The following is a 19702-nucleotide window of genomic DNA, read 5'->3' on the forward strand; positions in this document are numbered from 1 at the left end:
CCGCTATCCTTGTGGGGAATAGTGGCTTCCATTCTTGATTGGTTCACATCAAGCAGGTTGGCCTAACGCGCTTCAAGTCTTTCGGCGATGCAGTGTCGATTCCTCTGAAGGCGGGGTTCACCGTGGTAACAGGTCCGAATGGATCAGGCAAAAGCAATATTCTCGATGGAATAATGTTCTGCCTGGGTCTAGCTAGCAGCCGCGGCATGCGGGCCAACTGTCTTCCAGACCTCATCAATAGTAGTATCTTTAAAACCGGCGAAGCAGGAGAAACATCAGTAAGCGTAAGGTTTGACCTTAGTGGCTGGCGACCCGATGCCGCGGAAAAAGGCCTCGAAAACGTGGAGAAAGGGCCTTGGATCCAACCTGGACAAAGAGAGTGGACGGTAACTCGCAAGCTACGAGTGATGCCAGGCGGCTCTTACAGCTCCAGCTACTCCGCAGATGGTGTGCCCTGTAACTTACGACAATTGCAAACCCAACTTCGCCGCCTTCACATCGATCCAGAAGGAAGCAACATCGTAGTTCAGGGCGATGTAACTCGTATCGTGTCGATGAGTAACCACGATCGCCGTGGCATAATCGACGAATTAGCCGGCGTCGCTCTATTCGATACGCGCATTGAGCAAACACGTCGCAAACTCGATGACGTTCAAGACCGGCAAGCTCGCTGCAAGATCGCCGAGCAAGAGCTACTGACCATTTACCAGCGGCTCGGGAGAGATTGCGCCAAGGCCAGCGAGTATCAGAAGCTTCGAGAGCTCTTGATACTCGGGCAAGAACAGGAGATGGTACTGATCTTTGAGACTGCCAAGCAAGCTTTAACAGAACTCGGCATACGCCAACAAGGACTAGAAACTCAGAAGCGACAAAATGAGATTTTAATTGCCAACGGACGCGACACACTTGACGAAGCTATTGCCGAATTACAGTCTCTGCAGGAGCAGGTAAAATCCCTCGGAGAGGACCAACTGTTTTCACTGCAGGCCAAGCTGGCTGGTTTAGAAGCCAGCGGGTGCGAACTAGACCGGCGGGCTACCCAGTATCAGAAGGAAAGCCAGCAGTTGGAGAGACTACGCAATGATCTTTCGGGTCGGCAAAAAACCTGGCAGCACCAGTATCTCCAGTATCTAGAGCAAGACAAAAACTCTCACCGAGAAAAACTGGCTGCTGCTGAGAAAGCTCTTGATGACTCAAGATCCGCAGTTGAGGTCTCCCGTCGCAAGGTGACTGATGTAGCAAACCGTTCTGGCGCCTGGTTAGAAAAACAGAAAAGACTCAGTGTTCGCCGACAGGAGTTGCAAAGTGACGTGAGTCCGAAGTTGACAGAAAAACAACAACTTCAGGAGTGTCTGCGTCAGGAATTGGAACGACTGCAAGAGCTTCATCAGGAGCAACAACAAGACGACGCTGACAAACAAGAGATTCAGAAACAACTCACAACTTTGGAAGAGGCTTGGCAGACTCTGCTTCGCTCGCTATACGAAGAGAAACAAGCTCTCCAACAGACAGTGGACTCGCTGGCGATCCAGCAGCGAACTCGCAGCCTTCTAGAAAAGGAGGGAACGCATCTTGAACGAGAGATCGCTTGCCTCGAAAGCCGTCGAGATGTCATTCAAGAAAGCCGTGGCACTAGAGCACTGCGCTTGCTACTCGAGGCCGGATTAGATGGCATCCATGGAACCGTAGCGCAACTGGGTGAGGTGCAACACCGATACCATCGTGCCCTCGAAGTTGCCGCTGGTGTTCGCCTTAGACAGGTAGTAGTAGACGACGACCGTATCGCAGCCCAAGCAATCGAGTTACTTAAAAGCCGCCACGCCGGCCGGCTAACCTTTCTGCCCTTGAATAAGATTTACGCCTCCGCCCGTGGCGCCCTTCCCTACGGAGGCTACATAGGCGACGGCTTTATCGGCCGCGCCGTGGAGTTGGTGCAATTCAAGCCCATATACAACCAAGTATTCACGTACGTCTTCGGCGAAACACTTGTCTTTACTGATCTCGCCACCGCCCGTCAGCAGTTGGGACGGTTAAGGGCTGTGACTCTTGATGGAGAACTTCTGGAAAAAAGCGGCGCCATGACTGGAGGGAGTCTACCGCAATCTAACGATAGTTTTGGATTTGGATTTAGTAATGATCAAGACGAAACCAAACCTTATCAGCGTCGGTTACTAGAAATTAGAACATCCCTCAGAGACTGCTGGCGCGAAGAGTCTGAGCTAGCCCAACTCTTAGAACAACAAAAATCCCAACTTCGCAAACTAGAACAGCATCAGGCAATCATTAACGCCGAACGCAATGCAGCGCAAAGGAACCGTGGTTCCTTGCTAGAACGCGAATGCCAGCGGGCCGAACGCTTATCGCATTTGCAAAAAAACCAAACCACCCAACGGCGAATACTAGAAGTCATCGACGAGAGACTAAGACCACTGCTTGACGAGTTAAAACAGCTAAATGAGGCTGAGCAAAGCAGTAGAGACAGCGATGATGCCGCAACTTGGCAACACCTTCAACACAACCTTGAGGCTGCAGATCGCCACTTAGAACTAGCGCGACAAGAGCGTGATGACCTGCTGAATGCTCAGCACGAATGTCAGCTCAGATTGGAACGATTGAAAGAATATGAAAATGTCTTGACAGCGGAAGAGCTTCGTTTCCAAGAGGATGTGCAAGCCCTTGCCAAAGCAAGAGAATCCTTGCAAGAACAACGGTCAGAACTGCAAGAAAAGTTAATGGTGCTAAAAGTCCAGCAACAGGATCTGCAAGAACACTTGGGTGCACAACGGTATGCCCGTGACGCGGCGGAGGAGAAAGTTGCCTGTCAGCGACAAGCCCTACAACAAGCCGAATGGAACTTCGAGCGTTTGAGAGGGGATATCGAGGAGCTTATTGAAAAGCAGCGTAATGGTGCCGTTCGTCTCAAGAAAATGGCGACAGCCCTACCTAACCCACGCCCAGACATTCCTGAATCAGTGCGACTCGCAGGTTTAGAGGTTCTCCAAAGCAAGCAACAAACGATCCAGCGACAGATAAAAGCATTAGAGCCAGTCAATATGTTGGCTCTTGAGGAACTGCAAACCCTGGAGCAACGCCTTAGCGAATTGAATAACCGTCTTGACATTTTAAGTAACGAACGCGAAGAACTGCTGCTCCGCATTGATACAGCAGCTACGCTGCGCCGAGACGCCTTTATGGAAGCGTTCAATGCAGTAAATAGCCATTTCGGTGAGATCTTCGCTTCTCTCTCTGAAGGCGACGGTTATTTGCAGTTAGAAAACGCCAATGAGCCGTTGGCAGGAGGACTAACCCTCGTGGCACATCCAAAGGGGAAAGCGGTAAGGCGCCTAGCGTCTATGTCAGGCGGTGAGAAATCCCTCACGGCTCTCAGCTTTTTGTTTGCTTTGCAGCGCTTTCGCCCTTCACCCTTTTATGGGCTCGACGAGGTAGATAGCTTTCTTGATGGTGTGAATGTGGAGCGCTTGGCCACTTTGATTGCTCATCAGGCTGAAAATGCTCAATTCATGGTGGTGAGCCATAGGTATCCGATGATTAAGGCGGCTGAGCGCATAATTGGCGTCACTCAAGCCCGTGGTGCTCATACTCAAGTAGTCGGTCTTCCTGATGCAACCTGAACTTGTGCAAGGCGAACTGCTACGACGGGTTGGCTAAGTCACAATGAATCAAATTGTCTATGGCTAAGGGCCCCCGCGCTTGACCCCGATCCCTTCAGTGAATGACGCCCTGGCGGGTGTTCCCAGTGACCGTCTCTGGCTACGTTCAGAGTTGATGGGCACTCAGGTAATCACCCGTGACACTGGTCGCCGGTTAGGTGTGGTGGGTGAGGTGATAGTCGACATTGATCGTCGCGAAGTAGTAGCTGTAGGTTTACGGGACAACCCGTTTACTCGCTTTTTGCCAGGTTTGCCGCGCTGGATGCCCCTGGAATGCATACGTCAGGTGGGTGATGTGATCTTGGTGGACTCTTCTGATTCCCTAAGTGAGAACTTCAATCCCGAACGTTACAGCCAGGTGATCAACTGCCAGGTAATCACTGAATCAGGACGACAATTAGGACGGGTTTTGGGCTTTGCTTTCGACATTGAAACCGGTGAGCTGGCTACTCTTGTGATAGGTGCGTTCGGAATCCCGCTGCTAGGGGAAGGGGTTTTAAGCACCTGGGAGATACCGGTTGAGGAAATTGTGAGCAGCGGACCAGATCGGATTATCGTTTACGAAGGTGCTGAAGACAAACTCAAACAACTGAGCAGCGGAGTGTTGGAAAAACTGGGCGTGGGTGGCCCCAGCTGGGAGGAGCAGGAGCGTGAACGTTACCGAGTCAATCTTGTACCGGTAGAAAACCAACTCGGTTCCGGGCAAACGCTAGAGCAAGAACAACAGCAGCAATCAAAAGTTTCAAAGGACGAATGCTTTGAAACAGAGGAAGAGCTGGAATATGTTGAACTCGACAACCAGCAACGTGAGGCTATTCCACAAAAGCGCTATCTAGAGGCAAAACCAATTGATCCTTTCGAGCGATCCCTCTACGATGATGGGCCTTATCCAGAGCGTCTAAGCCCTAAGGATGATTCATCACCAAAACGCGCAATGCCTGCTTCACGACGCCCTGTACAGAAGACCAGTGAGCCCCTCGACGTTGAGCCGATTCAAGATGAGCTAGATGACCCCTGGTGAAGTTGATATCGATATGCTGATTAACGACCAATAGTCTTAAGATTAGACGGTAGCGCCGCAGGAGGGGGGCACATCCAAAACACTATCTATCGATGCCCTCAGTTCCGTCCTAGCTTTAGCTGGGGCAGTTTATTGCGAATTCAGTATTCCTAAAAATCTCAACCCCAATCACCCGCATCACAATCAGGCATGCAGTGGCCATTGGTGAGGGTGAAATGACAAGAGCTACGAGTTTTTGTGACGATGACAGCGAACGCCTTAATTAGACGCAATACAAATCACGTTGCCTTAAAGTCCAATGATGCACTGTTGACACAGTAACGCTGACCCGTAGGAGCTGGGCCATCTGAGAAGACGTGGCCTAGGTGGCTGTCGCAGCGAGCACATGTGATTTCCGTGCGCACCATGCCATGTGTAGTGTCTTGTTTGGTAATGATTGCCTCCGGGTTTACCCCATCCCAGAAACTTGGCCATCCTGTACCTGATTCGAATTTAGTGGTTGAACTGAACAGTGGAGTCCCGCAGCAAATGCAGTGGTACATACCAGAAGCCTTGTTGTTCCAATACTTTCCGGTGAAAGCCCGCTCAGTTTCCCCACAGCGAGCTATGCGATACTGCTCACTTGATAGCAGCCTCTTCCAATCCTCAACGCTGCGTTTGATCCGATCGGGACTAGTCATAGCAACATAACTATTCAGCGCAAATACCTTAAAACGGACGGCAGGTTTCAAGGGATGAGGTCACACACCTCAGCTGCTAAGGCCGCTATAGCACCTGGCTTCCCGCGCAAGGATCGCAGGTCCTGCCGTTGCCCTTCCAAGCGATCTGGGGAAGCCAACCATTCGATCGCTTCAGTTGCTATCTGTCGGGGCATAATTTCACCAATCCTCTCAGGCACGACCTTGCGGCCCGCAGTGATATTGGGCCAAGCAAAGTATCCACCATTGCTCACCCTTCGAAATATTAACAAAATGCTGATCAATCTACGCAAACCTGGAAGGCGGGCCAATAACCCAAGACCTCCATCCCAGGCCTGCATCACATCCAAATGCTGCGTCGGCACTATCACTATCATAGGTACTGCTAAAGCTCCGATCTCAGCAGTGTTCGCTCCTACGGTTGTGAGCGCCAAAGTGCACTGACTTAATGGACCATGGGCTGGATGCTGCCGGAATAGTTCAATGTGCGTCCCAGCTTTTGTGATCAAGACATCGTTATTAATATCAACGACAGTGGATCTGTACCGGCGTGCAATTGGATTTGCCCGACTGGCAAACCACAGCAGCTCCTTGACACTTGTGGTGGGTGCCAGTGGCAACAGGAAACGACACTCGGGGCGTTCACGAGCGATGTGATCTGCGGTCTCTAGGAAAAACGGCATTCCGACACTCAATTTGGCCGGTTTAGACCCTGGCAATAACGCCACCCACTGGCCCTCCTCCAGAGGAGCATCACAACGGGCGAAAGATGAGAGATCAGCCATCAGATCGCCGACAACCCGACAACGAGCTCGATAGCGAATCGGCAATCGACTCCGCACTGTCTCTGACATTGCTGCTATGCGGTCATTCCACTGCGGCCAACGCGCAATCCATTCCGCATAGGTGATATGACGATAACCAAGACGAGCGGACAGCAGTACTGTCCAGAATTGATCACCACCGAGAAACACTACGATTCCTTGATGGGGCCAGGGTCCGAAAAGACTAGGGCGCAGCAGCAATGACCAAAATGAACAAGCCGGAACTATGCGATCAAATAGCTGCCAGGACTGAGCCACTGCATGCTCATGCCCCGTGGCATTGGGACACGGTACCAGTGCCAATCGCAGACTGGCCAATGAGCTGACGGCTTGCGGTCGGAATTGCTGAAGACTGTGGAGACGTTTAGCTAGAGGACGTACCCAAGTGGTCAGTTCACCTGGGGCATTGGAGACAAGGACAACAGCAAGTCCTAGTTCGTTATTTCGGGTATTGGCCAATGGATAAAGTGCGGATGGCGAGACTTGAACTCGCAAGGCCGAAGCCACACGCCCCTCAAGCGTGCGTGTCTACCAATTCCACCACATCCGCGCAGTTGATTCAGCCGTCCAGGCTTTCTCAGTGAGCGATCATACTGGCCAAAGTTGTGATCGATCGCATTGAACATGCCAATTTGGTCCTAACTGGTAAGATCTGGTCACAAGCTTGTCGACTCTGCGGGATGTCTATCGGCAAAGTGCTGATCGCCAACCGCGGCGAAATCGCTCTTAGAATTCTGCGGAGTTGTAGAGAGCTCGGTATCGCCACAGTTGCTGTTTACAGCTCTGTAGATAAGGATGCCTTACATGTTCAGTTGGCCGACGAAGCAGTTTGCGTGGGTGAAGCTCAGAGTAATAAGAGCTATCTTAATGTTCCCAATATTCTTGCAGCAGCTACTTCACGCGGCGTGGGCGCCATCCATCCAGGTTATGGCTTCCTGGCCGAAAACGACAAGTTTGCCGAGATGTGCAATGAGCATGGGTTGATGTTTGTCGGACCGTCTCCCCATGCGATTCGCTCCATGGGTGACAAGTCAACCGCTAAAACGACGATGCAATCTGTCGGCGTCCCCACGGTTCCTGGTAGTGAAGGCTTGCTGTCCAGTTTCCAAGACGCTGCCCAGTTGGCGGCTGAGATGGGTTATCCCGTAATGATTAAAGCCACGGCCGGTGGGGGTGGACGCGGCATGCGTCTCGTGCCCGGGCCAGATCAAATCGAAAACCTTTACAAGGCTGCCCGAGGAGAAGCTGAAGCCGCGTTTGGCAATCCCGGACTGTATATGGAAAAATTTATCGACCGTCCGCGACACGTCGAAGTTCAGGTACTGGCTGATCGTTACGGTAACGTCATTCACCTCGGAGAACGGGACTGCTCCGTTCAGCGTCGCCACCAAAAACTACTCGAGGAAGCCCCGAGCTCTGCTCTCAATCCTGAGCTAAGGCGAAAGATGGGTGAAGCAGCTATCGCTGCCGCTCGTAGCATCAAATACGAAGGTGCCGGCACTGTTGAGTTTCTTTTGGATCGCAGTGGCGGCTTCTATTTCATGGAGATGAATACTCGCGTTCAGGTGGAGCATCCTGTCACGGAAATGGTTACTGGTGTAGACATAATCGCCGAACAGTTGCGCATTGCCGGAGGTGAACCCATCAGCATCAGCCAAGAAGATATTCAGCTCAACGGTCATGCAATCGAATGCAGAATCAATGCAGAGGACGCCCGCCACAATTTTCGGCCAGCCCCCGGGCGAATCACTGGATGGCTTCCCCCTGGAGGCCCTGGCGTCCGCGTTGATAGCCACGTATACACCGGTTACGACATTCCTCCGTTCTACGACTCTCTCATTGGCAAAGTCATAGTCTGGGGCAAGAACCGACAGCATGCAGTGACTCGCATGAAGCGCGCCCTTAACGAGTGCGCAGTCACCGGAATTCCTACCACCATCGAGTTTCACCTGGAGATGCTTGACAGGCCAGAGTTTATCGACGGCGATATTCACACCAAGTTTGTTGAGCAGGAGATGCTGCCCTAAAGTCTGAGTCTCCGTTCCCGACAGCACGAAACGTCTTTAGTCAATGCCGATTGCCCACCTTTATTCAAATATTACGAATCAGAATTTGTGACAAAATCCCCTGCTGCCCGACCAGTAGTTCTCGTAGCAAGCTGATCAATCCGACCCAGATAACAGGCGTGACATCTACGCCCCCGATTGGTGCGACCACCCGGCGGGTAGGAACTAACACAGGTTCTGTTGGCCAAGCAATCAGAAGCCAGACTCCACGGCTCATGTCCACCTGCGGATACCAGGTGAGCACAATGCGAAATAAAAACGCAAGAGTCCAGACGGCTAGCAACAGCCCAAGTACAAGGTGAGCAACCGGTAAAACCTTAAGCAATAGCTGTGTCAGCATCACAAACCTCAAAGCAATCAAGCCTTCATCGTAGAAACTGGACTTGGATCACTAGGATCGCTCCGGCCTCGATTTAGACGGCGACACCGCTATGACCTCCTCTCTCTCAAATTTTCTGAGCAGCCTCCTCTGGGGATCTGTAATCGTTGTTGTGCCTGCCACCATCGCGCTGATTCTGGTGAGCCAGGCTGACCGCGTCGATCGCAAGCTTTAAACCAACAGCTGCTATTGTTCGTAGACTGGGGCTCAAGTGGGAGCGCACTTTGGTTAACGCCAGTCTCAATTGGGCCAGCATTGTCGGGATTGTGTTGGCTATTGGTGGCGCCCTGCTTTATTTCATGCGCTCCTTCAAGCCTGCGCTAGCGAGGGATTACGACGTCTTCTTTGCAGCGATTGGACTTCTGTGCGGAGGAATTCTGTTCTTTCAAGGCTGGCGCCTTGATCCAATCCTCCAGTTTGGCCAATTCCTTCTAGCTGGTACTACTGTTTTCTTTGCTTACGAAAGTGTACGACTAAGAGGCGTTGCGACGGAGCAAGCGCGGCGCTCTGCTTACTTTGACGATGAACCTTCCGTGAGCGGAGGTAATTCGATACCCAGTAAGCTCCAGGCCGAGAGCGGTTGGTATGAAGAGACCGGCTATTTTGGCAGGCCTCGGCCCGCCCAACGCAGCTTCGATAGTCGTGATACGGCGCTTGGCAATCAATCTGAAGGAGACTTTTACCGTTCGCACCAAACGGATCATAACGTCATTCCTGAAGAAGCCGCTAGTCGACGAGCCCGCAGGCGAGATAAAGGAATTCAAGATTGGACAACCGACGACGAACGCTCCCAACGTTTAGTACGGTTCCGTGCTGGAGAAGCTAACGATGAACGCAAACCTGATTTTGGTCAGCGTCGCTTAAATCGAGATAGTCAGCGTCGTGGCAGTAGCCCTATCGGCCGCAGAGAACGCCCCGCCGGTGGTTTTATTAGATCTGACAAACTTGACGCAGAAGATGCTGCTTTCAGCCCCAGCGTTAACTCGGCATCACCCCAGGGCAAAAACCTTTCTCTGAATTCGGTACGCGGGCGTGACAAGACTAGCAACAGCAGTCGACCCACTAGTAATCGTCCTATCAGCAGCCGGAGCCGCTCCAAGAACCCATCACAAACAGCCAGTCGGTATTCGTCCAATGGTGCTAGCGCTAGTGGCCAAAATTCATCCGGTGAAGCTACCGACAGTCGCACACCGCTACGCAGCCTTAGTTCTCGAGACAACAACTCCCGTTTCGACGACTGAACCGACTCTCCTTGCCGTTATTAACATTAACGGTGGCACTCATCGGAATCAGCCTTGCTAGCTGTACAGGCCGAGTGGAACAGGCAACCGGTGGCTCTATAGCGACAAGTCAACATGATCCAGCGCTTAGTGGAAATGGACAATGGCTTGCTGTGATCAGCGATCTGCAAGGACGGCAAACAGTGCAATTACGCAATGTGCCCAATGGGTCCATACAGGCATTACCGCAACTAAGGCGTTACCAACCACATAGCTCGCCCTCGCTGAGCTGGAATGGGCGATACCTTGCCCTAATCATTCAGGATGGACGACGACGGATAGTGACCATCGCCGATAGACTAAAAAGAAATTTACATACAGTTCAGCTTCCAGGTGAACGAAACCCTGTCAATGTCAGTTTAGCGCCCGATGCTCAAAGCCTCGCTTTGCAAGTTACAGATCAAGGTTTTTGGCGTGTAGAGATTTTTGATCTAAGTGATCTGTTGGAATTAGATCAGGTGGCAGGCCAAACGCTCAGCACACCCCCTTTCAAATAAGCACCATGAGACGCTTCATCTTGAATTGGTGGGGTGTGCTGTTGATTCTAGTAGCGGGATGTAGTAGCGGGCGTCCGAAGCCAAGACCAGACATTAACGGGATGCTGCGCCAAACTATGAGCAGCCGCCGAGACCCATCCCTTGGTCAGGCATGGCTGGCAAGCTTGGGGAACGAACGAGGCGGACGTGAACGCGTGCAGTTGATTGATTTGAAAAATCGTCGACTAGTTCCCTTACCAGGTATAAACCGAGCTGATTCCCAACCGATTAGCGTGAGCGTAAGCAGTGATGGTGAGCGCTTAGCAGTGGTTCAACAACGTGATAACCGCACCGAAGTGTTCTTATATCGCCGCAGTGTCGGCGCATTGCAACAGCTGCCTCTAGATCCCCCTGGCGTACCTCGATCAGTAAGTCTCGATGGCCTAGGACGGCTCCTGGCAGTACAAGTAAGCCGAAACGGAAGATGGGAGATTGATCTAATTCATCTACCATAATCAAGGTAATAGGCCCGCCCAACGCAAAAAAGTCTCACCACTCGTTACTTCAATGATCAATATGGCTACAAAGCCAATCATGGCAAAGCGCCCGTTCACTCTCTCGGCGTAGGCACTCCAACCAAACGTTGGGACTTCGGTTGTAGTCGCAGATCTCGTTTGGCTTTGGGTGGTTCTAACAGTGTTAGTGGTCTCGGAAGTCATCAGGTAGATCAGAAGCGATCGAATTTATAGTCTGCCGCAGGCAATAAACGCCATCCTCCATGTCCATCCAGCTCTAAGACCGTGTCGTGAAATTCGGTCAAAGTGGGGCGATGACCAACGCTGATAAATGACATCTCACGACGACAAAGTAAATTATAAAGATGGCGTTCCGTCGCCACGTCTAAAGCGCTAGTGGCTTCATCTAGGACCACCATTTGTGGGGCATTTAAAAGCAGACGAGCAAAAGCTAGTCTTTGTTGTTCTCCAAGGGACAATAAGCGCGGCCAATCCTGCTTCACATCCAGATTGGGATAGCGATTCAGCAAATCAGGGAGACGTACTTCAGCTAAAACAGCTAGAAATTGATCTTCCGCGAACCGATCGGACTGCAGCGGGTAGGCTAACTGCTCACGCAATGAACCCAGAAGCATGTACGGCTTTTGGGGAATAAATAACAAATCGCCAGCTGAAGGTCTCTGGATTTCACCACCAGACTGGACTGGCCAAAGACCACTCACTAAACGTAAGAAAGAAGTCTTTCCGCATCCAGAGTGACCTACCACCAAAAGACTTTGGTGTGGTTCGAGGCTAAGGCTAAGATCACGAATCAGCACCCTCTCGCTGTATGGGGGTACGAGATTTACATGCTTCAACAGGAGGCAGTTATTCTTAACAGTTTGAGGGGCTATGTCGATAGTATTGGATAAACCCTCACCGTCGGCACTAATTTCATCCACACGGCCCTGAAAACTTTCAAGTCGAGAAATGCTAGCGGAGAATGCTGCTAAGCGATCGATGTTATTGACGATGTAACTGACCGAAAATAAAACCTGAGAGAATGCTATACTTGCTTGACCAAAAACACCGAAATCAACCTCTTTTGCAAAATAAATTGGAGCTATTACTAACCAAGGAAGGAAACGCGAAAAATAATCATAAGAGCGCTGAATAACGCTGATCAAAGCTTCCCAAACTATCAAGTTGTTATAGTTTTTAATTGCCCCATTGAGGCGACGATTTGCTTCTTTACTTTCTTGCCCTTCGCCGCCATAAAAAGCAATAGATTCAGCATTATCACGAATATGAACCAGTCCATAGCGAAAGTCTGCTTCAAGCTTCAGCTGTTGGTAATTTAGGACAACAAGTTTTCGACTCGCAAATATAATTAAACTTGTTCCTATTACTGAATAAACTAAAAGGAATAATGCAAGGCGACTATTAATTGTCCAAAGAACAATAATGAAACTTAGAAAGGTTAGTAAAGCAGAAATTACTTCTACAATAACACTCAAACTAGTGATCGTAAAACTCCTTGTATCATCTGAAATTCGCTGATCAGGATTATCAATATCAGAAGCATTCTCATCATTTGGATTGAGAACATAGTAGGCGCGATTAGCAAGATAGCGGTTAAGCAGGCGTGAACTAAGCCATTGACGCCACATTAAACCGACTTTAGGAATTAAATAACTCTGGATAGCCCGGATTGGCAAAGCTAAAACTAGACAAAATGCGTAAATCGCGACAATTTTCCAAAAACTGCTCTCGTCATATCCAACCAGGGCATTTTCAATATTTCGGGCAATAAAACTAATACCTACATTGATTCCATTAATCACAAGGATTAGTAGAGCAATCACGCCAAGAAGCAACCAAGGTAGCCAATGACCCTGACGAAGTTTGCTACGAAAAACTACAAAACAGCCTCCACCCATCAAGCCAAGCGCGCTGACCAAAGGACCAATCCAGCCATCCCAAATGGCATCGACGCGCTCAGGAACCCCTGGCAGAAAACGTTCTTGAAGGCTTGGACTTAGAGCTCCACTGATTCCGACTATTGCCGTTAGCAACAGCAAAGTAACACCGATGACAACCATTAATAGAGCCACCACTAGCAGCAAAAACTGCCAGGAGCGATTCTCCTCAACTGGGAGAAAATACGGTTGCGCGAGGCGTTGTAACCGGCCTAGCTGTAAACCGAAATCTCGAAACGGACGCCTTGAAGATGTTGTCATCAGCCCATTTTGACTGTGGCGGGCTCAACCAGGGGGCCAGGCTAGGGGACGACCACCGATTACATGAACGTGGAGGTGAAACACCGTTTGTCCAGCCCCAGTACCACTGTTAATTACTGTGCGCCAATCGTTCAAGCCTTCTTGTCGAGCCACACGAGCCGCCACTAATAACAGGTGCCCAAGAAGGGTCTGATCGCTCTCCACCGCCGATCGTAAACTCTCAATTGGTCGGCGGGGAATCACCAGAACATGAATAGGCGCTTGAGGAGCAATATCTCGAAACGCTAGACAAAACTCATCGCTATACACCTTGTCGCAAGGAATCTCGCCGTGAAGAATTTTTCTGAAGATCGTGTCGTCCGCCATAACAATTGACAGGGAGGTGAAAAGGAAATGAGACTAGAGAGACGATGTCCCAGCGCCTTACCTCACGGACGCGAGTCAAGCCTACCGCTGTTGAAGTGGACCTCTGGTTTAGCCTTAAGTGTATCTGGGTCTTAGTCGATCAGGATCCCTGACGGGTTATCAAAAAATCTCGGGAACTAGCTTGCTCCACCTTGTAAAACAGCGAACCCCGCTAACTCAATTGTATCGATAACAACCAGGACCCAATCAACCGCCCTAGGTCTAACCGTGCTGCTCAGTCAAACTGGGGTCGGATAGCAGCTTAGGATCGCGTCACTGCATGATCGCTCTTATGAACCTATGCCTGTAAAAAGTCTGGGCCTCCCGGTGATTCTTGATAATACCAGTGAAAACGCGCCGTCCCTCAGGGTAGTAGTTGAGGTGGTCCCCTACATTGGAGCAGCCTCTGCACCAACCGCTATTCAGGCCTTCAGAACGCGGTAGTAAGACGCGTCAGCCAAGGCCCATCAATAGCTACTACCTGTGTCCGACCTACTAGTAACCCGCATCGTTGCGCGGACTTGCCCGACGGCAAGAGAAACTGAGATAGCAATAACGAATGTTGATAGATGCAAGCTCACTAACCATGTATAATCTTGCAGTCTTTGTAACTGATACATATACGCTTCGTCGCTGAATACACCAAAAGCTCGGGTAAATTCCTCGATTAGCCAGTCATGATATGTCCAGCATCTACTGTTGCACCAATTACGATAGGCAATCAATTTGTTCGAGTAATATCCTGATAAATATAGAGATGACCAAGAGCTTTCTCACCATAAGCACGTCGCATCAATTTCCATCCTGGCTGAAGTTTAAGCTGAACAAAACCACTAGCTATTCCACCCGAACGAGCAACTGTAAATATCGGTTTAGAGGGATTAAGCGTCGGAATAGCTAACAGCTCTAAGTCGCCGCCGGTTTTTACCACGGTAAAACGATAGTTAGTACCCATATCGTCTTCGCCAAGACGCAGAGAATAACCGTTGCTATCAGTGTAGCGATTACAGATGCCTGTGAAATCGAAGCCAGAGAGAAGAGGACTTACCATTGCCGGTGTAGATCTGCTGACTGAGAAACACGGACGTTTGTTAACTCGCTGCTCGTAAATGTTCAGCTGCGACCTTGCGCTCCGGCCGATCGGAGCAGCAACTAATACGAAGTTGGATTCTTCAACGGGAATAGCTGTAAACAGAGAGCCCTGAGCTAAAACTGGCACAGTGCTTAACACAGAAAAAGAAAATCCGGCAGCAGCTGGCAAGAAACGGGCAACCATGGTTGAAAGCTTATTCAAATGAATCATGAAACTCGTTACCCGTCCCAAACTGATGTAACTCAAGCTGGTTTATTCAAGCGAATGGCCACAATAAGCGTCACGATCGTTCCGGGTGCAGCGACTGCCAAAATCCAGCTGGTAACGAGGACACCGAGATCGGGGTCACCATACCCTAGCTCAAACACGCAACCGGTACTAGCAATTCCCAAGATGCAAGCCAAAGCAAGAAATAACCCGGCCAAAGGTTTCATCTGTATGAATTCAAGAAATGCTTTGGACGTACTGAGTTTGAAAGCCATGCTCTTTCAATTCTTTCCGAAGGCAAACTTCATCAGTTACGCGATCTACAAAAAGCACACCATTGAGATGGTCTATTTCATGTTGAATGCAACGAGCCATTAAGCCATCTGCTTTCATCTTTCTTGGCCTTCCCATGTCATCGCGATAACTCAGCTCAATAGCTGTGGGCCTCACCACATTGAGATATACACCGGGAATGCTGAGACAACCCTCCTCATAAGCATTGAGATCAGCACTAGCAGAGGTGATCTCCGGATTAATCAACACTAAAGGTGGCGTGGCAGCGTTTTCCAGATCAAGATCAATCACTAACAACTGCTGATGAACCGCCACCTGGGGGGCAGCCAAACCAATACCCTTCGCGGCATACATACTGCGTAGCATGTCTCGTGCCAGTTCCTGGATCTGGTTGTTCACCTTGCCAATGCGCTGGGCTGGCTGACGAAGCACTGCGGCACCAAGGGTGTGAATCTCCAGTGGAGGAATATCCAGCACAGTTTTCGGTACCAGCACTGCCTCCATGGTCTTATCAGCCCTTCTAGCCAACTGCGCGAAGCTTACCGACAAAGCCACCATTGCATCGATCCGACATTTTAAACGACACCGGACAGGCATCCGGGTTGAAAGAACCGAAGTTGTCCAAAGTATTACTGAAGATATGCTTGAAGCGATCTTTTTTTGAGCAGCAACCTGCGGATAACGAATGCACCATAGTCGCACTAAGCCGTGTCGGCAAACCAAATACATTGAACATTGGGAATTTCACCAGCACCAACAAATCAGCGCCGCTGCTGGGTGCATAACTACGGTGACCGCAGGTTTTTCATCAAATCTAATTTTGATTTATTGAATGTTAGTTACATTATGCTGAAGAGAGGAGAATTCAGAACTTGATGATGGGGCCTAATGCAATTTATAAATTCATGGTCATCGGTGCTGAAGCCAAGCCAAGCTCGCGGTCTTACGTGGGCTGATATAGCGACGGAACTTAATACCCCGAGTTTTGCTACGCTTCAGTCACACGTCAACACTTTTTTAGGTTTTGATGACCTTACTTAATGCCTTTACTAAACTATAACACCAAGGGTACCGTAATCCGTGATTGAACCAATATTCAAATCGAACAAAGACTCTAAGTCAGCCTACTAACCCACTGTCTCTCTGCAAAAAAGCTCTGGCCGTCTATTGCTCCAGTTTCGCAGTAACCCGATAACGTCTCTCCTGTAGCCAATAAAAAGGAAGCCGCAATAAATCTACGGTGTTACCAGATTTTGTAGCGGTACGCAGGGAAGAAGCTAGCCGTGCTTCCGCAGGAAAGCCACCGTAGAAGCAAGCTCGTCGCTGAAATTGTTAATCTCTTCGGAGGTGTTTGTGAAACTTAAGCTGGCGCGAGCTGAAGCTGTTACCCCGTAGTAACGATGAAGCGGCTGGCAGCAATGATGGCCACTACGAATGCAAATGCCAGATGTATCCATTATTACAGCGATGTCGTCAGCATGCACGCCGTCCACAAGAAACGTGGCTAGGGCACCACGTCCAGGCTGTTGCTCAGGCGTTGGGCCCAAAATACGGAGGCCTTCGATCTCTTGCAACTGAGAAAATAGCTGGAGGGTAAGCCGAGCTTCCCATGCTCGAATCGATTCTAAACCGATGACTTGCAAATAGTGAAGCGCTGCGCTCATTCCTACAGCTTCACCGATAGCAGGGGTGCCAGCCTCAAATTTGTGAGGTAGTGCTGCCCAGTTGCTGTGATCTAAAAAAACGTCCTGAATCATCTCACCACCTCCAAGGAATGGTGGCATTTCCTCAAGAAGCGCTTCGCGTGCCCAAAGGAACCCAATCCCGGTCGGACCGCATAGCTTATGAGAGGAACCCACCAGAAAGTCGGCTTCCATTGCGGCTACATTGATCCCTTGATGCGCCAGACTCTGGCATGCATCAACCAACACCAAGGCACCGATACCATGGGCAGCTGGGATGACAGCCTCAAGCGGATTGCAGCAACCCAAAGTATTACTGATGTGCGCTAGGCTAACCAAGCGTGTACGTTTATTCAGTTTCGCCTGGAAATCCTCCAAATCAAAGCGACCCTCTTTAGTGATGCCGACGTGCCTTAATACACAGCCGGTACGCCGAGCCAGAAGCTGCCAGGGTACCAGGTTGCTGTGATGCTCCATCAATGTAAGCAATACTTCATCTCCTACACAAAGATTGGCGTCACCCCAACTACGCGCCACAAGGTTGATCGCCTCGCTGGCATTGCGGGTAAAGACGATCTCGCGAGGACTATTCGCACCAATAAATTTAGCTGCAGTGCTGCGGGCTGCCTCAAACGATTCAGTCGCGCGAGCACTGAGCTGATGAGCTCCCCGATGCACATTGGCGTTGTTACAGCTGTAGTAATGCTGCATAGCCTCAAGCACTTGCCGCGGTTTCTGACTAGTAGCAGCGTGGTCTAAATAAATCAAAGGGCGACCACTAGGAGATTTCTGACCAAAAATCGGAAAATCAGCACGGTACCGTGCTGATAAATCGCTGATATCAGCATTGGATCGCACCTCGGCGGTGCCAGGCTTGGTCATGAAATCAATCCCTTCAATACTCGTTCCAATGGTTGCCAAACCCGGGCATGAACCGGGAGCGTATCCACCACCTCCTGACATGCTCCTCTCAGCAATAACACTGCTGCCTCCGATGCGCTAATGCCACGGCTCTTCAAATAAAAGAGTTCGTCCTCCTGCAATTGAGAAACAGTGGCGCCATGAATACAACGAACATCGTCTGCCAAAATCTCCAACTCTGGTTTGGTGTCGACTCGTGCCCGCTCTGACAACAAGAGATTGCGACTGAGTTGAGCTGCGTTGGTGTGTTGAGCTTGGCGCGGCACAGCGATCGCGCCACTAAATATGGTGTGGGATCGTCCTGCAGCTAAACACTTCTGCAATTGATCAAGTTCTCCCTCTGGACCCTCGAAACGTACCGCCGTATGGACCGCCAACTGTTGCTCACCATCGGCAACAGCTAAGCCTTTCAAATTGGTTGTTGCTTGTCCGCCGACCTGAACTACCCGGGATTCCAGTCTACCCAAAAACCAACCTTGCATCACAGAGGTAAATCTGTACTGGCTATGCGGCTCCTGCTCTACAGCCAACTGGGTCAGCAACGATGCAATACCATCGGCACAGGCCACCAACCCGTGGTTTAGCCGTGCTTCCTGTCCAAGATGCACCTCTAAAATATGGCTATGAGCTGCTCGGTCTTTCCCAATGAAGACTTGCAACAAGTCGACTTCTGCTTCCTCCTCCACCAAGATCACCACTCGAGTTGCAGTAAGGCCAGATGTAGTAGTAATGATTAGCTCTAATGGCGGCACGTTGCCTCGCACCCGCAAAGCCAGAATCTGATGAGTCGAAGCACGGTTAAACTCAGTCAACCAGTCGTCGCTGTAACCACAGCGGCATAACGTGTGGCCGAGCATCTGCTCCAGTTCGTGGGGCTTCAGCACGGTGAGTTCTTCCGGCAAGTTCACGCCTTCTAAGGGGTCGCTAATGCCATCTAGTACAAGCCTCAACGTACCGTCCACTACTGGCGGTGTATCCGGTGACTTGCTAGAAACCGTACTGATCGGCAATTGGCTAACACCCTCAAGTCGACGTAAATCAGTCAAACGCCAAGCTTCTTGATGACGCGTTGGCAAACCAAGTCGATTTAATGCCTCTCTACCTTTTTGCCGGACTGGTGTTAGAACGCTTTGAATGCTCGATAGAGCCATGGTTTAGATAGCTCCTTGCGCAGCAAGCTCCTTATCTACCCAGTCGTAGCCGGTTTGCTCTAATTCCAGCGCCAACTCTCGGCCGCCAGTACGAAGAATGCAACCTGAAGCCATTACGTGGACATAGTCCGGAGTGATCTCATCAAGAAGGCGTTGATAGTGTGTAATTAAAAGGGTTGCATTCTCAGCGGTAGCTAACTGATTCACACCGTTGGCTACGATGCGCAGTGCGTCTATGTCTAGACCAGAATCGGTCTCGTCGAGAACCGCAACCACAGGTTCAAGCAAGGCCATCTGCAAAATCTCATTGCGTTTCTTTTCTCCACCTGAGAAACCCTCATTGACACTGCGCTCCAGGAATGCCGGATCCATTTGAACAATCTTGAGACGTTCGCGAACGTGATCTTCGAAATCAAAGGTATCCAACTCTTCAAGTCCCCGCTTGCCACGACGTGCGTTAGTGGCGACTCGCAAAAATTCCAAATTACTCACACCGGGAATTTCTACCGGATACTGAAAACCTAAGAAAAGACCAAGCCGCGCCCGCTCCTCCGCTTCTTGCTCAAATAAGTCCTCACCGCGATAGCGCACGGAACCGGAGGTAGCGCGGTAAGCTGGGTGCCCTGCCAGCACCTTAGACAAGGTGCTCTTTCCGCTGCCATTACGTCCCATGACGGCGTGGATTTCGCCAGCTCGCACCTGAAGATTCACACCTTTTAAAATGGGCTGATCCTCTACAGAAACGTGTAGATCATTGATGTCAAGAAGAAGCTCAGCGTCGGGGCAGATCACTTGAAAGA

21 protein-coding genes and 1 tRNA gene are annotated in these 19702 nt (G+C 50.3%); 9 read left to right on the top strand and 13 right to left on the bottom strand.

Translation table 11 applies throughout. The annotated features are described in order from the left end of the window. Positions 1 to 38: 38 nt before the first annotated feature. Positions 39 to 3632, top strand: a complete 3594-nt coding sequence (gene smc, locus ABWV55_RS09050) for a chromosome segregation protein SMC (RefSeq protein WP_353291727.1) — start codon at positions 39 to 41, stop codon at positions 3630 to 3632. A 79-nt stretch (positions 3633 to 3711) separates the two neighbouring features. Continuing rightward, the gene (locus ABWV55_RS09055; protein ID WP_353291728.1) at positions 3712 to 4692 is read left to right on the top strand and encodes a PRC-barrel domain-containing protein; all 981 of its coding nucleotides are present in this window, start codon (positions 3712 to 3714) and stop codon (positions 4690 to 4692) included. 278 nt (positions 4693 to 4970) lie between these two features. Here the strand turns inward: ABWV55_RS09055 and msrB are convergent, their stop codons facing one another. The 3 genes from msrB to ABWV55_RS09070 all read right to left on the bottom strand — a co-directional run bounded on the left by msrB (position 4971) and on the right by ABWV55_RS09070 (position 6764). Beyond that, positions 4971 to 5372: a peptide-methionine (R)-S-oxide reductase MsrB gene (gene msrB / locus ABWV55_RS09060; RefSeq protein WP_353292728.1), complete on the bottom strand. Its 402-nt coding sequence runs from the start codon at positions 5370 to 5372 to the stop codon at positions 4971 to 4973. A gap of 47 nt (positions 5373 to 5419) precedes the next feature. Continuing rightward, entirely contained in the window at positions 5420 to 6673 is a 1254-nt protein-coding gene (locus tag ABWV55_RS09065; protein WP_353292729.1) for a glycosyl transferase, read from the bottom strand. 9 nt (positions 6674 to 6682) lie between these two features. Further along, positions 6683 to 6764: transfer RNA gene (locus ABWV55_RS09070), tRNA-Leu, on the bottom strand. A gap of 130 nt (positions 6765 to 6894) precedes the next feature. On the opposite strand from ABWV55_RS09070, the gene accC reads away from it, so the two are divergent. Then, positions 6895 to 8241 carry an acetyl-CoA carboxylase biotin carboxylase subunit gene (accC, locus tag ABWV55_RS09075; protein ID WP_353292730.1) on the top strand — a complete coding sequence of 449 codons (1347 nt, stop codon included), beginning with the start codon at positions 6895 to 6897 and terminating at the stop codon, positions 8239 to 8241. Between the two features lie 64 nt (positions 8242 to 8305). On the opposite strand, the gene ABWV55_RS09080 is transcribed toward accC, so the two are convergent. Then, positions 8306 to 8620, bottom strand: coding sequence for a YggT family protein (locus ABWV55_RS09080; RefSeq protein ID WP_353291729.1), 315 nt, complete (start codon positions 8618 to 8620; stop codon positions 8306 to 8308). Between the two features lie 91 nt (positions 8621 to 8711). On the opposite strand from ABWV55_RS09080, the gene psbX reads away from it, so the two are divergent. From psbX to ABWV55_RS09100, 4 genes are read left to right on the top strand one after another with little or no spacing between them, the layout of a single operon-like run. Further along, positions 8712 to 8834, top strand: a complete 123-nt coding sequence (gene psbX / locus ABWV55_RS09085; RefSeq protein ID WP_353291730.1) for a photosystem II reaction center protein PsbX — start codon at positions 8712 to 8714, stop codon at positions 8832 to 8834. A gap of 49 nt (positions 8835 to 8883) precedes the next feature. Then, a complete protein-coding gene (locus tag ABWV55_RS09090; protein WP_353291731.1) occupies positions 8884 to 9900 on the top strand; it encodes a Ycf66 family protein in 1017 nt (338 codons plus the stop codon). Between the two features lie 32 nt (positions 9901 to 9932). Next, on the top strand, positions 9933 to 10436 hold the full coding sequence (locus ABWV55_RS09095; protein ID WP_353291732.1) for a hypothetical protein: 504 nt from the start codon (positions 9933 to 9935) through the stop codon (positions 10434 to 10436). A gap of 5 nt (positions 10437 to 10441) precedes the next feature. Next, positions 10442 to 10930, top strand: coding sequence for a hypothetical protein (locus ABWV55_RS09100; RefSeq protein WP_353291733.1), 489 nt, complete (start codon positions 10442 to 10444; stop codon positions 10928 to 10930). Here the strand turns inward: ABWV55_RS09100 and ABWV55_RS09105 are convergent, their stop codons facing one another. From ABWV55_RS09105 to ABWV55_RS09115, 3 genes are read right to left on the bottom strand one after another with little or no spacing between them, the layout of a single operon-like run. Next, positions 10931 to 11134, bottom strand: coding sequence for a chlorophyll a/b-binding protein (locus tag ABWV55_RS09105; RefSeq protein ID WP_353291734.1), 204 nt, complete (start codon positions 11132 to 11134; stop codon positions 10931 to 10933). Between the two features lie 8 nt (positions 11135 to 11142). Further along, a complete protein-coding gene (locus tag ABWV55_RS09110; protein ID WP_353291735.1) occupies positions 11143 to 13149 on the bottom strand; it encodes an ABC transporter ATP-binding protein/permease in 2007 nt (668 codons plus the stop codon). A 24-nt stretch (positions 13150 to 13173) separates the two neighbouring features. Next, the gene (locus ABWV55_RS09115; protein ID WP_353291736.1) at positions 13174 to 13515 is read right to left on the bottom strand and encodes a histidine triad nucleotide-binding protein; all 342 of its coding nucleotides are present in this window, start codon (positions 13513 to 13515) and stop codon (positions 13174 to 13176) included. Between the two features lie 339 nt (positions 13516 to 13854). Between ABWV55_RS09115 and ABWV55_RS09120 the strand changes: the two genes are divergently transcribed. After that, positions 13855 to 13998 (top strand): hypothetical protein, encoded by a 144-nt coding sequence (locus ABWV55_RS09120; RefSeq protein WP_353291737.1) that lies wholly within the window; start codon positions 13855 to 13857, stop codon positions 13996 to 13998. A 277-nt stretch (positions 13999 to 14275) separates the two neighbouring features. Here the strand turns inward: ABWV55_RS09120 and ABWV55_RS09125 are convergent, their stop codons facing one another. The 3 genes from ABWV55_RS09125 to def are packed head-to-tail and all read right to left on the bottom strand — an operon-like array spanning position 14276 to position 15697. Then, complete coding sequence (locus tag ABWV55_RS09125; RefSeq protein WP_353291738.1) at positions 14276 to 14830, bottom strand: DUF3747 domain-containing protein; 555 nt, start codon at positions 14828 to 14830, stop codon at positions 14276 to 14278. 59 nt (positions 14831 to 14889) lie between these two features. Continuing rightward, complete coding sequence (locus ABWV55_RS09130) at positions 14890 to 15087, bottom strand: hypothetical protein (protein ID WP_353292731.1); 198 nt, start codon at positions 15085 to 15087, stop codon at positions 14890 to 14892. Between the two features lie 4 nt (positions 15088 to 15091). After that, positions 15092 to 15697, bottom strand: coding sequence for a peptide deformylase (gene def / locus ABWV55_RS09135; RefSeq protein ID WP_353292732.1), 606 nt, complete (start codon positions 15695 to 15697; stop codon positions 15092 to 15094). A gap of 366 nt (positions 15698 to 16063) precedes the next feature. On the opposite strand from def, the gene ABWV55_RS09140 reads away from it, so the two are divergent. Next, a complete protein-coding gene (locus ABWV55_RS09140) occupies positions 16064 to 16189 on the top strand; it encodes a hypothetical protein (protein ID WP_353291739.1) in 126 nt (41 codons plus the stop codon). Positions 16190 to 16425: 236 nt separating this feature from the next. On the opposite strand, the gene ABWV55_RS09145 is transcribed toward ABWV55_RS09140, so the two are convergent. Genes ABWV55_RS09145 through sufC form a run of 3 tightly spaced genes read right to left on the bottom strand, consistent with a single transcriptional unit; the run spans position 16426 to position 19694 of the window. Continuing rightward, positions 16426 to 17712, bottom strand: a complete 1287-nt coding sequence (locus ABWV55_RS09145) for a SufS family cysteine desulfurase (RefSeq protein ID WP_353292733.1) — start codon at positions 17710 to 17712, stop codon at positions 16426 to 16428. Beyond that, positions 17709 to 18902, bottom strand: coding sequence for a Fe-S cluster assembly protein SufD (gene sufD, locus ABWV55_RS09150; RefSeq protein WP_353291740.1), 1194 nt, complete (start codon positions 18900 to 18902; stop codon positions 17709 to 17711). The genes ABWV55_RS09145 and sufD overlap by 4 nt, the downstream gene beginning before the upstream one ends. Positions 18903 to 18905: 3 nt before the next feature. Continuing rightward, the gene (sufC, locus tag ABWV55_RS09155; protein ID WP_353292734.1) at positions 18906 to 19694 is read right to left on the bottom strand and encodes a Fe-S cluster assembly ATPase SufC; all 789 of its coding nucleotides are present in this window, start codon (positions 19692 to 19694) and stop codon (positions 18906 to 18908) included. Positions 19695 to 19702 lie beyond the last annotated feature (8 nt).

Source organism: Synechococcus sp. M16CYN, from assembly GCF_040371545.1.
GTDB lineage: Bacteria > Cyanobacteriota > Cyanobacteriia > PCC-6307 > Cyanobiaceae > Parasynechococcus.

Bases quoted from the DNA above. Each gene is read 5' to 3' on its own strand.
- ABWV55_RS09100 (WP_353291733.1), top strand. From the start codon at position 10,442: ATGAGACGCTTCATCTTGAATTGGTGGGGTGTGCTGTTGATTCTAGTA.
- ABWV55_RS09145 (WP_353292733.1), bottom strand. From the start codon at position 17,712: ATGACCAAGCCTGGCACCGCCGAGGTGCGATCCAATGCTGATATCAGC.
- sufD (WP_353291740.1), bottom strand. From the start codon at position 18,902: ATGGCTCTATCGAGCATTCAAAGCGTTCTAACACCAGTCCGGCAAAAA.
- msrB (WP_353292728.1), bottom strand. From the start codon at position 5,372: ATGACTAGTCCCGATCGGATCAAACGCAGCGTTGAGGATTGGAAGAGG.
- ABWV55_RS09080 (WP_353291729.1), bottom strand. From the start codon at position 8,620: ATGCTGACACAGCTATTGCTTAAGGTTTTACCGGTTGCTCACCTTGTA.
- ABWV55_RS09120 (WP_353291737.1), top strand. From the start codon at position 13,855: ATGCCTGTAAAAAGTCTGGGCCTCCCGGTGATTCTTGATAATACCAGT.
- ABWV55_RS09115 (WP_353291736.1), bottom strand. From the start codon at position 13,515: ATGGCGGACGACACGATCTTCAGAAAAATTCTTCACGGCGAGATTCCT.
- ABWV55_RS09105 (WP_353291734.1), bottom strand. From the start codon at position 11,134: ATGACTTCCGAGACCACTAACACTGTTAGAACCACCCAAAGCCAAACG.
- psbX (WP_353291730.1), top strand. From the start codon at position 8,712: ATGACCTCCTCTCTCTCAAATTTTCTGAGCAGCCTCCTCTGGGGATCT.
- ABWV55_RS09110 (WP_353291735.1), bottom strand. From the start codon at position 13,149: ATGACAACATCTTCAAGGCGTCCGTTTCGAGATTTCGGTTTACAGCTA.
- ABWV55_RS09125 (WP_353291738.1), bottom strand. From the start codon at position 14,830: ATGGTTGCCCGTTTCTTGCCAGCTGCTGCCGGATTTTCTTTTTCTGTG.
- accC (WP_353292730.1), top strand. From the start codon at position 6,895: ATGTCTATCGGCAAAGTGCTGATCGCCAACCGCGGCGAAATCGCTCTT.